This is a genomic window from Azospirillum formosense (assembly GCF_040500525.1).
GTDB lineage: Bacteria > Pseudomonadota > Alphaproteobacteria > Azospirillales > Azospirillaceae > Azospirillum > Azospirillum formosense_A.
Genome location: NZ_CP159402.1, coordinates 2,504,134 through 2,518,714, shown reverse-complemented (window position 1 = coordinate 2,518,714; position 14,581 = coordinate 2,504,134). Strand labels below are relative to the sequence as shown.

Here is a 14,581-nt window from a genome sequence, read left to right as displayed (position 1 = left end):
GAATCCTTTCCCCTGCGAAAGCGGGGGAGGGTTGGGTGGGGGCCCGACGCGACCATTCCCCACCGCCAATCCACACCCCCACCGGACGCCGCCATGACCAACCTCGCCCTCGCCTTCCGTCTGGCCCGCCGCGAGCTGCGCGGGGGGCTGAAGGGGTTCCGCATCTTCCTGGCCTGCCTGACGCTGGGCGTCGCGGCCATCGCCGCGGTCAACTCGGTGTCCGGCGGCGTGCTGTCGGGCCTGCAGGCGGACGGGCGGGCGATCCTGGGCGGCGACGTCGCGCTGCGGCAGATCTACGCGCCGCCGACCGACGAGCAGCGCGCCTGGCTGGAACAGGCCGGGCGCCTGTCGCAATCGGTGGACATGCGCGCCATGGCCCGCTCCGCCGACGACGAGCGGTCCACGCTGGTGGAGCTGAAGGCGGTGGACGGCGTTTACCCGCTCTACGGCTCCGTCGCTCTGGCGCCGGAGGGTGACCTGCACAGGGCTTTGGCCAACCGCGACGGACGCTGGGGCGCTCTGGTCGAGGACGGGCTGCTCGACCGGCTGGGGCTGAAGACCGGCGACACGCTGCGGCTGGGCGAGGGGGAATTCGCCGTGCGGGGCGTCCTGACGCGGGAGCCGGACCGCGCCTCCAACGGCGCCTTCTCGCTGGGCCCGCGGGTGATGATCGCCCTGCCGTCGCTGGAGGGCACCGGCCTGCTCCAGCCCGGCAGCATCGTCTATTGGACCGCCAAGCTGGCCCTGCCGCCGGGCACCGACGTGGCGGCGTGGCAGACGGCGCTGACGGCGCGCTTCCCCGACGCCGGCTGGCGGGTCCGCGACTTCACCAACGCCTCCCCGCAGATCGAGCGCTTCATCGACCGCATGACGCTGTTCCTGACTCTGGTCGGGCTGACCGCCCTGCTGGTCGGCGGGGTCGGGGTGGGCAACGCGGTGCGCAGCCATCTCGATTCGCGCGCCCGCACCATCGCCACGCTGAAATGCCTGGGCGCGCCCGGCGATCTGGTCTTCCAGGTCTATCTGCTGCAGATCCTTGCCTTGTCGGGGCTGGGCATCCTGCTGGGGCTGCTGCTCGGCGCCGTGACGCCGCTGGGGCTGGGGTCGCTGCTCGATCAGGTGCTGCCGGTGCCCACGCGGATCGGCGTCTACCCCGGCGCCCTGGCGCTGGCCGCGCTCTACGGCCTGCTGACCGCGCTGACCTTCTCGCTGTGGCCGCTGGGCCGCGCGCGGGAGGTGCCGGCGGCGGCGCAGTTCCGCGACGTGGTCGCCCCCGCCGGCGGCCGTCCGCGCGCCGTCTATCTGGCGGCGATGGCGCTGACCGTTGCGGCGCTGGCCGGGCTCGCCGTTGCCACCGCCCACAACAAAATGTTCGCCGCCTGGTTCGTCGGCGGCTCCATCGCCACCTTCCTCGCCTTCCGCGTGGCGGCGTGGCTGGTGGTGCGCGGGGCCGCGGCGGCGGGGCGGCCGCGCCGTCCGGGGCTGCGGCTGGCGCTCGCCAACCTGCACCGGCCGGGCAACCCGACCGGGGCGGTGGTCCTGTCGCTCGGCCTCGGCCTGACCGTCTTGGTCGCCATCGCGCTGATCGAGGGCAACTTCTCCCGCCGGGTCAACGAGACGATCCCCAAGGACGCGCCCAGCTTCTTCTTCGTGGACATCCAGCCCGACCAGTTCGAGCCTCTGAAGCAGACGCTCGCCGCCCTGCCGGGCACCAGCGGGTTCGAGGCGGTGCCGTCCTTGCGGGGGCGGATCGAGACGGTGAACGGCCAGCCGGCGGAAAAGGCGTTGATCAACCCCGAGCAGTCCTGGGTGCTGTCCGGCGACCGCGGCGTGACCTACTCCGCCAAGCTGCCCGAGCATTCGGAGATCGTCGCCGGCTCCTGGTGGCCGGAGGACTACAAGGGCGCGCCGCTGATCTCGATCCACCAGAACGTGGCGAACGCCTTCGGCATCGGCCCCGGCGCCACGCTGGGCGTCAACATCCTGGGCCGCACCATCAAGGCGAAGGTCGCCAACGTCCGCGCCGCCGACTTCTCGACGCTCGCCATCAACTTCACGATGGTCTTCGCGCCGGGCACGCTGGAGCGCGCGCCGCAGACCTGGATCGCCACCGTCCGCAGCACGCCGCAGGCGGAGCCGGAGGTGCAGCGCTCCGTCCTGCAGCGCTTCCCCAACGTGACGCTGGTGCGGGTGAAGGACGCGCTGGACACGGTGGGCACCATGCTGGGCCACATCGGCATGGCGGTGCGCATCACCGCGGGCATCACGCTGGCCGCCGGCACGCTGGTGCTGGCCGGCGCGGTCGCCGCCGGGCACCGCCGCCGGGTCTACGACGCCGTGGTGCTGAAGGTGCTGGGCGCCACCCGGGCCGACGTGCTGAAGGCGTTCCTGCTGGAATACGGGCTGCTGGGCATCCTGACCGCGGCCATCGCCGGGGTCATCGGCACCATCACCGCCTGGGCGGTGATGACCTTCCTGATGCGCTGGGACTGGACGTTCCTGCCGTCGGCGGTGCTGACCACGGCGCTGCTCAGCACCGCGATCACGCTGGCCTTCGGCTTCCTCGGGACGTGGCGGGCGCTCGGCCAGCCCTCCGCCCCGCTGCTGCGCAACGATTGATGCCGGCGGTCACTGGATTGACCGCCGGCATCGCGCGCGTCACGAACCCTGGCTGAGCGCCTCGGCCAGGGCGCGGTCGGGGTGATTGCCCCCGACGATGAGCTGCATGGAGCCGGTCGGCACCTCCACCCCCAGCTCGTCGAAACGCTTCTTCATGCGACGGTTGAACTCGCGCGACACGCCCCACTGCTTGGTCGGGCGGGTCTTGAAGCGCGCGGTGATGAGCTGGGTCGAGTCGGGCTGGAACTTGTCCAGGCCCATCACCTCCAGCGGCCCCATGATGTCGGGCGCGAACTGGGTGTCGGATTGCAGGCTGGCGCCGATGTCCTTCAACAGCTCGATCACGCGGTCGGGGTCCTCGCGGTAGGCGACGCGCACCTCGAACAGGGCGTAGGAGAAGTCCTTCGACATGTTCTTGACGGTGCTGACCGAGTTGAAGGGCACGGTGTGGATGGCGCCCGAGCCGTCGCGCAGCCGGATCGAGCGGATGGAGATGGCCTCCACCGAGCCGGAATGGCCGCCGCCGACGTCCACCACGTCGCCGATGGAGATGCTGTCCTCGAACAGGATGAACAGGCCGGTGATGATGTCCTTGACCAGGGTCTGCGATCCGAAGCCGACGGCCAGACCGACCACACCGGCACCGGCCAGCAGCGGCGCGATGTTGACGCCCAGTTCCGACAGGGTGATCAGCGACACCATGGTGACCAGGACGATCAGGAAGGCGTTGCGCAGCAGCGGCAGCAGGGTGCGCACCCGCGCGCTGCGCTCGATCCGCGTGCCGTTGCGGTCGGTGGAGGCGAGGAAGCGCTCGATCATCGCGCTCACCACCTCCCAGGCGATGACGGAGCCGACGAACAGGAGGCCGATGGTCACCGTGCTGCGCAGGATGCGCTGGCCGAGCCGGGTGTCCGTCCAGGCCAGCGTGTCGAAGCCCCAACCGTAGAGGATCATCATCGCGGCACCGACCCAGATCACCGTCTTCACCGCCCGGTGCAGGAAGGGCAGGTAGAGGGACGCGCGGTCCTTCAGCGGCGGCAGGGCGCCCTGGCTTTCCGGGACCATGCGCAGGCCGCGGCGCAGGCCGCGGTTGATGCCGTTGACCAGCAGCCGGGCGATCACCGCGACCAGGATGGTGATGCCGGTGGCGCGGGCCAGATACTCGAACCCGCCATAGACGTTCAGCACCCAGACGCCGAAGGTCACCACGACATAGATGATCGCCAGGACGTGCCAGACGTCGGCGAAGCGGCGGCGGGCGGAGCGCAGGACGGCGCCCTGGCCCTCCGACTCGCGCTCCGCGGTGGCCGCCGGGTCGCCGTCGCCCGACAGCGGGTTGCCGTGCATCCAGTCGGCGACGATGCGGCGGTTCTGCAGGATCAGCGCGATCAGCATGCCGGCGATCGCCAGCCCCAGCAGCTTCAGCAGCGCGCCGTAGGCGCCGAGCGGCAGGCCCAGCACATAGGCGCCCTCGGCCAGGAAATAGCCGTAGACGCCGACCGCGGCCAGCCGGCGGACCCAGCGGTAGAGGCGCAGCGCGTTGGCGTCGCCCATCCGCACCAGCCGCAGGGAGGGCGCGAAGGGGGAGATCAGGATGCGGGCGGCGACCAGCAGGATCTGCAGGATGACGGTGGCGTTGATGACGGCCAGCGCGACCAGCCGGACGCGCGGCCCCGGCTCGCTGACCGACAGGATGGCGTAGCCGACGACGATGAAGGCGGCGATGGGCGCCAGCTCCAGCAGCGCCCGGCCGAGCAGCAGCGGCAGGCGCACCAGCGCCGTCGTGCCCCGGCGGGCGGCCAGCGCGTTGCGCGGGCGGGCGAGCAGCCAGCCGACGAAGCGCCCGATCGCCAGCCCGGCGGTCAGGATCATCGTCAGTTGGATGGCGATCTGCACCCAGCGGTCGCGGGCGGACTGGTCGACCATCTGCCGGTTCGCCCACTCGATGGCGCCGGGCAGCTCCTTGAACACGTTGCCGACCTGGACGAGCTGGCGGCTCAGCACGTCCATGCGCTCGGCCAGGAAGGACAGGGCGCTGGCCCCGATGGTCTCGGGCAGGGTGCTGGCCGCCGGGGCCTCCTCGGCCTTGGCCTGCTCCAGCCCCTTCTGCGCGGCGACCAGCGCCTTCAGCTGCTCGACCAGCCGGGCGCGGGCCGCCGGGTCCTCCAGCGTCGTGATCATCGCCTGCATCTGCTCGGGCGTCGGATCGGGCGAGGCGGCGGGTTCCGCCGGGGCCGCGGCGGCGGGGGCCGGCATGGCGGCGCCCGGAACGGGGCCGGCGGCCAGCGACGGCGCGGCGAAGCCGGCGAGAAGCAGCAGAAGGACGGCGAGTGCGCCCATGCAGGGGGCCGTCCACCGGGTGCGTGCGCGAAGCATCCCTGTCCTTTTTCGTGATTTCAGCAATGCGGGCGTGAAGGCCGGGGACGTTATCCCGTGCCCGCCTCCTTGCCAACCCGCGCAGTTTCAGACCTTTTTGGGACGGAATTGCGGCCGCGCCCAAGGCGCCGCCGGGCTCCGGCGGGAGGGTTAGGGGGCTTTTGCGCCAACCTGAGCGCCGTCTTGAGCCTCGTCCTGCGCGACATGGCAGGCGACTCGGTGGCCGGGCGCCACGGGGTCGAGCGATGGCGGGACCTGGGCGCAGCCGTCATGGGCGAGCGGGCAGCGCAGCCGCAGGGCGCAGCCGGTCGGCGGGCGCAGGGGGGACGGCGGATCGCCGTGCAACGCCGGGCGAGCCAAGCCGGCCGCCGCGATCAGCGCGCGGCTGTAGGGGTGGCGCGCCCCGGCCGCCAGCACCGCGCTGTCCGCCGACTCGACGATCCGGCCGAGCAGGAGCACCAGCGCCCGCCGCGCGATCCGCAGGCCCTCCGCCGCGTCCTGGGTGGCGTAGAGCAGGGCCAGCCGGCGGCGGCGGCGGATCGCCTGCAGCAGGGCGAGGAAATCGGCCCGCTCCGCCCCGTCGAGCGCCGCCGCCGGCTCGTCGCAGACCAGAAGGCGCGGCTCCGGCAGCAGGGCGTGGGCCAGCCCGGCGCGCGCCGCCTCCGCCGGAAGGAGCGAACCCGGATAGAGGTCGAGGACCGCGGCGGGCAACCCGACCTCCTCCAGCGCCTCGGCCAGCCGCGCGGCGTGGTTGGCGGCGGATGGGGCGGGCCGCAGCGACTCCAGCGTCTCGGCGAACTGCGCGCCGATGGTCATCAGCGGGTCGAAGGCGGCCAGCGGATCGGGGAAGAGGATTTGCAGATCCCGCCGCGCCCGGCGCATCGCCTCCGGCGGGGCGGCGGCGAGGTCGGTGCCGAGCCAGGACACCCGCCCGCCGACCGGCGGCACCAGCCGCAGGATGGCGCGGGCCAGCACCGACTTGCCGCTGCCCGTCTCGCCGAGCAGGGCCAGCGTCTCGCCCTCGGCCAGCTCGATGGACAGGCCGTCCACGACGGTCAGCCAGCGCTCCTCGCCGCGCCAGCCCCGCCCCAGCGGAAAGGCGACGCGCAGGTCGCGCACCGACAGAACGGGCGGGCCGGAGGGCGCCGGCTCCGCCGGGGGCGGGGCGGGGGCGGGGCCCTCCGCCGGCGCCTCCAGGCGGCCTCGGGCAAGACACAGCCGGCGGTCGGCCAGACCGGAGCGGGCCGGGTCGCCCTGGGGGCGTCCGGCCAGCAGCAGCGCCGTTCCCGTCTCCCGCGTCCAGGCGGCGAGATCGCCCAGCAGGCGGGCGCGCTGGGTGGGGTCGAGCGCGGCGGCGGGGGCGTCGGCGAGCAGCAGCGCCGGCTCCGCCGCCATGGCCAGCGCCAGCGCGGCGCGCCAGCGCAGCGCCTCGCCCAGCTCGTGCGGGTGGAGCGCCAGCTGGCGCGCCGCGGCGGGCACCTGGAAGCGCTCCAGCGCCTCGGCGGCGCGGCGCAGGGCGGTGCGCTCGTCCAGTCCCGACTGGCGGGCTAGCAGATCCACAAACTGGGCGCCGAGCGTGCGCAGCGGGTCCAGGGCGCCGTCCTGGGTCACCAGGATACGCCGCCCCCGGATGTGGATGTCCCCCAGCACCGTGACGCCCTTCGGGGCCAGCCCGGCCAGCGCGCGCAGCAGCAGCGTCTTGCCCGCCCCGGCGCCGCCCGACAGGGCCAGCACCGCCCCGGACTCGACGGCGAAGCTCAGCCGGTCGAGCAGGATGTCGCGGCCGGTCAGCAGGGACAGCCCCTCCACCCGCAGCGGCGCACTCTCTCCCGATCCGCTCACCGGCGCCCCCCGGCCGTGGCGAAGGCCAGCCGCATCCCGTCGCCGACCCCGTGCAGCGCCCACAGGGTCAGCGCCAGAAGCAGCGCCGGCCCGGCCAGCGCGGTGCCGTCGCCCGACCGCGCCGCCGCGCCGATGGCGGTCCCCCAGCCGGTCACACCGTCGGGCAGGCCGAGGCCGAGCAGGCTGGCGAGGCTTTCCGCCATCAGGGCGCGGGGAAGGGCCGTCCAGGCCGCCGCGGCGAGCGGCAGGACCGCGTTGGGCAGGATGTGGCGGCGCAGCCGGCGCCCATTGGGTATTCCGGCGGCCTGGACGGCGCTCAGGAACTCTCGCCGCAGCAGGGCGCGCAGCTCGTCCCGCGCGATGGCGGCCACCGCCGGGGCGGCGATCAGGGCCGTCATCACGGCCATCGGCGCCAGCCCGCGTTCCGGGCCCAGCAGCCCGCCGGCCAGCGGCAGGGCCAGCGCCAGGGGCAGGCCGGCCAGGGCGATGGCGGGCGCCATCATCGCCCGCTCCGCCCGCTCGCCCAGGGCAACCGCTGTGGCGGCCCAGAGCAGGCCGAGGGCGGCCCCGCCAAGCCCGGCGAGCAGCGCGAAGGTCAGGCTCTGATGCCCGGCGGCGAGCGCCGCCCCCACCGGGCCCCCCCGGCAACGAGGCCGGCCGCGACCGCCAGCATCAGCGCCGCGAGAACGGCCAGACCCACGGCGGCGGGCCGGTGCGCGGTCAGCCGCTGCCCGGCCTTCTGCCAGGGGCCGTCGCGCCAGTGCGGGTCGGTGCGGGACTCGGTGCCGGCGGGTCCGTGCATCAGGCCATCCGGGCGCGCGGGTCGAGCCGGCCATGCAGCGCGCCGCCGAGGGCGTTCAGCAGCAGGGCGAGGGCGAACAGCCCGGCGAGCGCCGCGACGGCCATGCCGGTGTCCCCGGCCAGCGCCGCCTCGACGAACAGCCGCCCGGCGCCGGAGAGGCCGGTCCCGGACAGGCTCTCCACCGCCACGGCGCCGGTCACCGTTCCGGCCACGGCGCTGCGCAGGCCGCCCGCCGCCGCCGACAGACCCAGCGGCAGGGCGAGCCGCCACAGCAGGGCGGGGCCGTCGACCCCGCGCCCCCGCGCCGCCAGCAGAACCGTGTCCTCCGCGCCGGCCCGCGCCCGGCCGGCGAGCGCCGCGGCCTGGGCGGCGGCGGGCAGGGCGAGGGCGGCGAGGGCCAGCAGGACCGGCGCCGTCGCGGCTGTGGCGGCGAAGACCGCGGCGAGCAGGAATCCCGGCATGGCCGGCCCCAGGCCGCCCAGGACAGCACCCCCCGCACCACCCATGACGCCGAGCAGGGCGCCGAGCACGGTTCCCAGCGCCAGCGCCGGCAGGACCAGCGCCAGCGTCGCCGGCAGGGCGGCCAGCACGGCGCCCAGCGCCGACGCCCAGCCGGGTCCGGCCAGCGCCGCCACCACGCCGGCGGCGAGCGCGAGGCCCAGCAGGGCCGGCACCACCGCGAGCACCCGGCGCAGGGCGAGGCTCAGCATCGGCCCCGCCGGGAGCGGGCGGCCGTGACGACCGGAGTCAATCGGGAGGCGGACAAGCGGCTCACAACAGGCGGGTCATGACGAATGGGGCACGGGAGCGGGGCGGACACGAATGGAGTCCTCCTGACGGTACCCAGGTCCCGGCCGGTCGGGCAATGGAATTTCGCCTCTCGGCGGGGGGCGGGGAGGGTTGGGCGGCTGCGGTGTTGTTCGGGCATCCGCCTTCCTGGCCGGTCGCAGCCCGTCCCGGACGCACCATATGTGAAACCCCGATGCCGACCCCCGCAGGAATCCCGGTCCAGCCGCGTCCCATGCCCGACCAGCCGTCCCTTCCCACGCCGCCGGACCCGACGCTCACCCAGGCGCTTTCCCGCGCGGCCGCGGACCCGCTGCTGGTGCCCGGCAGCACCTGCTGGCGGGTGGAGCGGGCGGAGCGGGTCGGCGTCATCGTCGATGCCGAGGATTACTTCGCGCTCGCCAAGGCGGCGATGCGGCAGGCGCGGCGCAGCATCTACCTGACCGCCTGGGACTTCGACGCGCGCATCCGGCTGACCCCGCAGGCCCGCCACCCGCGCCGCCCCGACAAGCTGGGCAACCTGCTGAACTGGCTGGCCGCGACCCGCCCGGACCTGACCATCCATGTGCTGAAGTGGGACTTCGCGGAGCTGTTCGACCTCGCCCGCTGGTCGCAGCCGCTGTTCCTGCGCGGCTGGCTCAGCCATCCGCGGCTCCAGTACCGGCTGGACGGCGACCACCCCGCCGGGGCCTGCCACCATCAGAAGATGCTGGTGATCGACGACCGGCTGGCCTTCTGCGGCGGCCTGGACATCACCGCCAACCGCTGGGACACCCGCGCCCACCGCGCCGACGAGCCGCTGCGCCGCCAGCCGGACGGCACCCCCTACGAGCCCTTCCACGACCTGATGATGGCGGTGGACGGCGACGCCGCCCGCGCGCTGGGCGACCTGTTCCGCGAGCGCTGGCGCCGCGCCACCGGCTGCGTGCTGTCGCCGCCCGCCATGGACATTCCCGGCGGGGGCGGCGGCCTTGCCGACGGCAAGCGCCCCCGGCGGCTGCGGCTGAAGGCGCGCCGGGCCGGGCCGGACAGCCCCGACCCCTGGCCGCAGCAGCTCGTCCCGCTGCTCAGGAACATGCCCGTCGGCATCGCCCGCACCGAACCCGGCTACAACGGGCGCGCCGAGGTGCGGGAGGTCGAGGCGCTCTACACCGCCGCCATCGCCGCGGCCGAGCGCTTCATCTACTTGGAGAGCCAGTATTTCGCCTCGGTCGCCGTGGCCGAGGCGCTGAAGGCGCGGCTGGCCGAGCCGGACGGGCCGGAGGTGGTGGTCGTCAACTCCGCCCGCACGTCGAGCTGGCTGGAGAACACCGTGATGCTCGGCGCCCGCGCCCGGCTGGTGAAGGAGCTGCGCGAGGCCGACCGGCACGGGCGCTTCCGCTTCTACGTCGCCAGGACGGAGAGCGCGAAGACCGGCAGCGTCGGCATCACCATCCACGCCAAGGTGATGGTGGTGGACGACCGGCTCCTGCGCATCGGCTCGGCCAACCTGAACAACCGGTCGATGGGGCTGGACACCGAATGCGATCTGGCGCTGGAGGCGCCGCAGGGGAAGGCGGAAGGGCGCGAGGCCCGGCTGGCCATCGCCGGGGTGCGCGACGACCTGATCGCCGAGCATCTGGGAGTGGCGCCGGACAGCGTGGCGGCGGAATTGCGCCGCTCCGGCTCGCTCATCCGCACGGTGGAGGCGCTGAGCCGGCCCGGCGGGCGGACGCTGGAGTTGCTGGAGGACGCCGACCCCGGCCTGCTGGCCGCCGCCGTCGCCGACTCCATGCTCTTCGACCCGGAACGCCCGGTGAGTGCTGCGGACATCGTGTGGCGCGTCCTGCCGTCGCGCATCCCGCGGCGCCACCACTGGCTGGCGCTGGGCGTCATCCTGGCGGTGGTCGGCGGGGTCTGGGGTCTGTGGAACCACACGCCGCTGCGCGACTGGGCGACGCTGGACACCGTGCTGGAGGCGTTCGAGCGCCTGCGCGAGTCGGCCTTCGGGCCGCTGTGGCTGATCCTGCTCTATGTGGCCGGGGGCTTCGTGCTGTTTCCGGTGCTGCTGCTGATCGCGGCGACCGCCATCGCGCTGGGGCCGTGGATGGGCTTCCCGACCGCGCTGGCCGGCGTGCTGGCCTCCGCCGCGGCGCTGTTCTGGGTGGGGCGGCTCACCGGCCGGCGCCCCATCGAGCGCTACGGCGGCGCCGTGGTGCGGCGGGCCAGCGGCGCGCTGGGCGAGCGCGGCGTGCTGGCCATGGCGGCGCTGCGGGTGGTGCCGGTGGCGCCCTTCACCGTGGTGAACCTCGTCGCCGGGGCTTCCCGCATCCGGTTTGCCGACTATCTGTTCGGGACGATCCTGGGGATGGCGCCGGGAATTCTTGTCTTCAACCTGCTCGGGCACCAGCTTGAGCGTGTGTTGACGGAACCGACGCCCACCGACATGGTTCTTCTGGGGCTGGCGGCGGTGACGGCGCTGGGGCTCGGCTGGGCCGGCAACCGGCTGGTGCGGGCCCTGGCGGCGCGACGGCCGACCGCCGGGCCGGCCACTGGAGAAGCAGCGAAGGGAGACCAACAGCGGTGATCCGATTCAGCCGAGAGCGTGTGCAGCGGATCGCCTCCGCGCTGCGCGCCGCCCGCGTCCGCCGCCCCAAGCGCCGTGTCGACAGCCGCAGCGGCCCGGTGCCGGAGGGCATGGCGCCGCTGCGCGTGGCGACCTGGAACATTCACAGCTGCGTCGGGCTGGACGCGCGCTTCGCGCCGGACCGCATCGCCGAGGTCATCAAGGAGCTGGACGTCGATCTGGTCGGGCTCCAGGAGGTCGGCTGGCATCACCGCGGCGAATCCGGGCTGGACCAGTTCGCCTTCCTGGAACGCGCCACCGGCCTGAAGGCCCACGCCGGCCCGACCAAGCACAACGCCCACGCCCATTACGGCAACGCGATCCTGACCCGGCTGCCGGTCCTGAAATGCGAGCCCATCGACCTCAGCGTCGGCCGGCGGGAGCCGCGCGGCGGGATCGACGTGATCGTCGAGGTGGAGGGGCGGCCGGTGCGCATCATCGTCGCCCATCTCGGGCTCGACCCGTGGGAGCGGGCGCGGCAGGTCGGCGCCATCGTCGATCGGCTGGAGGAGCAGCCGGCCCTGCCGACCCTGTTCATGGGCGACCTCAACGAATGGGCGCCGAACTCCCCCCGGCTGCGCAAGCTGGCCGAGGCCTTCCCCGACTGGGCCAGCCCGCGCAGCTTCCACGCGCGGATGCCCACGCTGCGGCTCGACCGCATCTACGTGAACAACGGGCTGACCATCCCGTCCTACGAGGTGGTGCGCACGGTGCTGACGCGCCGCGCGTCCGACCATCTGCCGGTGCGCGCCACCGTGGCGGTGCCATAGCCGATCTTCCCTCTCGGGTATGCCAAGCCCCTGTTTGCTGCAAGGCGCGTGCGCGGTTCCGCGGGCGCGCCTTTTTCTTTGGGCTTGATCCTCCTGCCTTGCCTCCTTTGCAGTGCAGCGTTGCGCGGTCTGTTTCGTGTCGCTGACTGTTTCTCTTGTAAGTTTTTTGCCCGAGAACGGGGGTCGGCTATTGACCTTTCGGATAAGGACTGGCCAATCTGTTGGTTGGTCATACGACCAATGACCGCACCCAGCCGACCGGGCGTGGGAACAACCGCCGAAGCGAGGACCCGTTGCTCTACCATCTCTACGATCTGCAGCACGCCGCCCTGCGCCCGATGCGCCTCCTGGCCGAAGCGACCCAGCACACCTTCCAGAACCCCTTCAGCCCGGTGTCCTACACCCGCGTCGGTCGCGCCATGGCCGCCGGCGCGGAATTGCTGGAGCGCACCACCCGCCGCTTCCCCAAGCCGGAGTTCGGCCTGAAGACCACGGTGGTGAACGGCGAGACGGTGGCGGTGACCGAGCGCGTCGCCCACCGCAAGCCCTTCTGCAACCTGCTGCATTTCGCCAAGCCCGAGGGCACCCCGGCGCAGCCGCGCGTCCTGCTGGTCGCCCCGATGTCGGGCCACCACGCGACGCTGCTGCGCGGCACGGTGGCCGCGCTGCTGGCCGACCACGACGTCTTCGTCACCGACTGGATCGATGCCCGGCTGGTGCCGCTGGCGCGCGGGCGGTTCGACCTCGACGACTACATCGACACGGTGACGGAGCTGATCCGCTTCCTCGGGCCGCAGACCCACGTCATCGCGGTGTGCCAGCCGGCGGTGCCGGTGCTGGCCGCGGTGTCGCTGATGGCGGCGGGGGACGAGGCGGTGCAGCCGCGCTCTATGACGCTGATGGGCGGCCCCATCGACCCGATGGCCAACCCGACCGTGCCGGTGAAGCTGGCGGCGACCCACCCGCTGTCCTGGTTCGAACGCAACGTCATCACCACCGTCCCGGCCTATTATCCGGGCGGCTTCCGGCAGGTCTATCCGGGCTTCATCCAGCTCTCCGGCTTCATGTCGATGAATCTGGACCGCCACATCGGGGAGCATGTCGGCCTGTTCCGCCACCTCGTCCGCGGCGACGGCGACTCCGCGGAGCAGCACCGCCGCTTCTACGACGAGTATCTGTCGGTCATGGACCTGTCGGCGGAATTCTACCTGCAGACCATCGAGACGGTGTTCCAGAAGCATTCGCTCGCCAACGGCACCATGGAGTCGCGCGGGCGCAAGGTGGAGCCGGCGGCGATCCGCCGCACCGCCGTGATGACGGTGGAGGGCGAGCTGGACGACATCTCCGCCCCCGGCCAGACCGAGTCGGCGCACCGCCTCTGCGCCTCGCTGCCCGACGAGATGCGCGCCCGCCATTTCCAGAAGGGCGTCGGCCATTACGGCATCTTCAACGGCCGGCGCTGGCGCGAGAGCATCATGCCGGCGGTGCGGGAGTTCATCCGCAAGCACGATTGAGGCCGCTGGCGTTCCCTCTCCCGTCCCGGGAGAGGGAAGGGACCCGCGCCGCAGGCGTGGGAAGGGTGAGGGTGCCGGCAAGGATCGGTTCTTGATCCTCGCATGACCCTCACCCGGCCCTTCGGGCCACCCTCTCCCGGGGCGGGAGAGGGGTTTTTCATAGCGTCAGCGCTTCGGAACGCGCACCGGGCGCAGCTCGTGGAGCAGCCAGACCAGCCCGGACACCAGCAGGATCGCCCCCGCCTGATGGGCGGCGCCCAGTGGGATCCACACAAAGCTCAGCAGCGTGGCGATGCCCAGCCCGATCTGCACCAGCACCATCGCCGCGGTCAGCAGCGCCACCCGCCCGGCGCGGCCCGGCAGGCGGGCCACCCACACCCGCAGGGCGAGCCCCAAGACCACCAGCCCGGTCAGCAGCGCCAGCGCCCGGTGCGTCAACTGGATGGCCGCTGTGTTCTCGAAAAGGTTGATCCACCAGGGCGTCAGGTTGGCGACCTCCGGCGGGATGACGTGGCCGGCCATCAGCGGGAAGGTGTTGTAGGCCAGCCCGGCGTCCGTCCCGGCGACGAAGGCGCCCCAGACGATGGTGACGCCGGTCAGCCCCAGGGCCCAGCGCGCGTGTTTGCGCAGCCGGCCCGACTCGGTCGCCCAGCCGGCCAGCGGCAGCGGGTCGAGAATCCCCAGCGCGGTGCGCAGCAGCAGCCCGTAGATCAGGATCGCCGTGCCGAGATGCAGCGCCAGCCGGTAGTGGCTGACGTCGGGCCGGTCGACCAGCCCGCTCTTGACCATGTACCAGCCGATCACCCCCTGGAGCCCGCCGAGCAGGAACAGCCCGGCCAGTTTCGGCCACAGGGCGGCGGGAATCCGCCCGTTGACCCAGAAGCGCAGGAAGGGGATCAGGAAGACGAAGCCGATCAGCTGGCCCCAGAAGCGGTGGAACCACTCCCACCAGAAGATCTGCTTGAAGGCCGCCAGATCCATCGCCGAGTTGTAGATGCGGAACTCCGGCGTTGTCTGGTAGAGGCCGAAGACGCGGTTCCATTCCGCTTCCGACAAGGGCGGCAGGATGCCGATCAGCGGCTTCCACTCCACCATCGACAGGCCGGATTCGGTCAGGCGCGTGATGGCGCCGATCACCGCCATGGCGAAGACCATCCCACAGCAGACGAGAAGCCAATAGGCGATGGGACGAGTGGAGGCGGGGTCGCGGACGTCTTTCCCGGCGAGGGCGGGGGCGGTGATGTCGGTCACGGACGGGCGGCTCCGG

The 14,581-nt window shown here is 73.1% G+C and carries 10 protein-coding genes; 4 read left to right on the top strand and 6 right to left on the bottom strand.

The features are described from left to right. Positions 1-93 precede the first annotated feature (93 nt). Positions 94-2,619, top strand: a complete 2,526-nt coding sequence (locus tag ABVN73_RS12035; RefSeq protein ID WP_353858188.1) for an FtsX-like permease family protein — start codon at positions 94-96, stop codon at positions 2,617-2,619. A gap of 39 nt (positions 2,620-2,658) precedes the next feature. Here the strand turns inward: ABVN73_RS12035 and ABVN73_RS12030 are convergent, their stop codons facing one another. The 5 genes from ABVN73_RS12030 to ABVN73_RS12010 all read right to left on the bottom strand — a co-directional run bounded on the left by ABVN73_RS12030 (position 2,659) and on the right by ABVN73_RS12010 (position 8,349). Then, positions 2,659-4,959 (bottom strand): mechanosensitive ion channel domain-containing protein, encoded by a 2,301-nt coding sequence (locus ABVN73_RS12030; RefSeq protein WP_353858187.1) that lies wholly within the window; start codon positions 4,957-4,959, stop codon positions 2,659-2,661. A 186-nt stretch (positions 4,960-5,145) separates the two neighbouring features. Then, a complete protein-coding gene (locus tag ABVN73_RS12025) occupies positions 5,146-6,837 on the bottom strand; it encodes an oligopeptide/dipeptide ABC transporter ATP-binding protein (RefSeq protein WP_353858186.1) in 1,692 nt (563 codons plus the stop codon). Continuing rightward, entirely contained in the window at positions 6,834-7,469 is a 636-nt protein-coding gene (locus ABVN73_RS12020; RefSeq protein WP_353858185.1) for an ABC transporter permease subunit, read from the bottom strand. The genes ABVN73_RS12025 and ABVN73_RS12020 overlap by 4 nt, the downstream gene beginning before the upstream one ends. Continuing rightward, positions 7,433-7,639: a hypothetical protein gene (locus ABVN73_RS12015; RefSeq protein ID WP_353858184.1), complete on the bottom strand. Its 207-nt coding sequence runs from the start codon at positions 7,637-7,639 to the stop codon at positions 7,433-7,435. Before ABVN73_RS12015 ends, ABVN73_RS12020 begins: the two co-directional genes overlap by 37 nt. Further along, positions 7,639-8,349 (bottom strand): ABC transporter permease subunit, encoded by a 711-nt coding sequence (locus ABVN73_RS12010; protein WP_353858183.1) that lies wholly within the window; start codon positions 8,347-8,349, stop codon positions 7,639-7,641. The genes ABVN73_RS12015 and ABVN73_RS12010 overlap by 1 nt, the downstream gene beginning before the upstream one ends. Positions 8,350-8,621: 272 nt before the next feature. Between ABVN73_RS12010 and ABVN73_RS12005 the strand changes: the two genes are divergently transcribed. From ABVN73_RS12005 to phaZ, 3 genes are all read left to right on the top strand, one after another. Next, a complete protein-coding gene (locus ABVN73_RS12005) occupies positions 8,622-10,991 on the top strand; it encodes a VTT domain-containing protein (RefSeq protein ID WP_353858182.1) in 2,370 nt (789 codons plus the stop codon). Next, positions 10,988-11,800, top strand: a complete 813-nt coding sequence (locus tag ABVN73_RS12000; protein WP_051658011.1) for an endonuclease/exonuclease/phosphatase family protein — start codon at positions 10,988-10,990, stop codon at positions 11,798-11,800. The genes ABVN73_RS12005 and ABVN73_RS12000 overlap by 4 nt, the downstream gene beginning before the upstream one ends. A 293-nt stretch (positions 11,801-12,093) precedes the next feature. After that, the gene (phaZ, locus tag ABVN73_RS11995) at positions 12,094-13,314 is read left to right on the top strand and encodes a polyhydroxyalkanoate depolymerase (RefSeq protein WP_353858181.1); all 1,221 of its coding nucleotides are present in this window, start codon (positions 12,094-12,096) and stop codon (positions 13,312-13,314) included. Positions 13,315-13,479: 165 nt separating this feature from the next. On the opposite strand, the gene ABVN73_RS11990 is transcribed toward phaZ, so the two are convergent. After that, positions 13,480-14,565 carry a COX15/CtaA family protein gene (locus ABVN73_RS11990; RefSeq protein ID WP_145682596.1) on the bottom strand — a complete coding sequence of 362 codons (1,086 nt, stop codon included), beginning with the start codon at positions 14,563-14,565 and terminating at the stop codon, positions 13,480-13,482. Positions 14,566-14,581 lie beyond the last annotated feature (16 nt).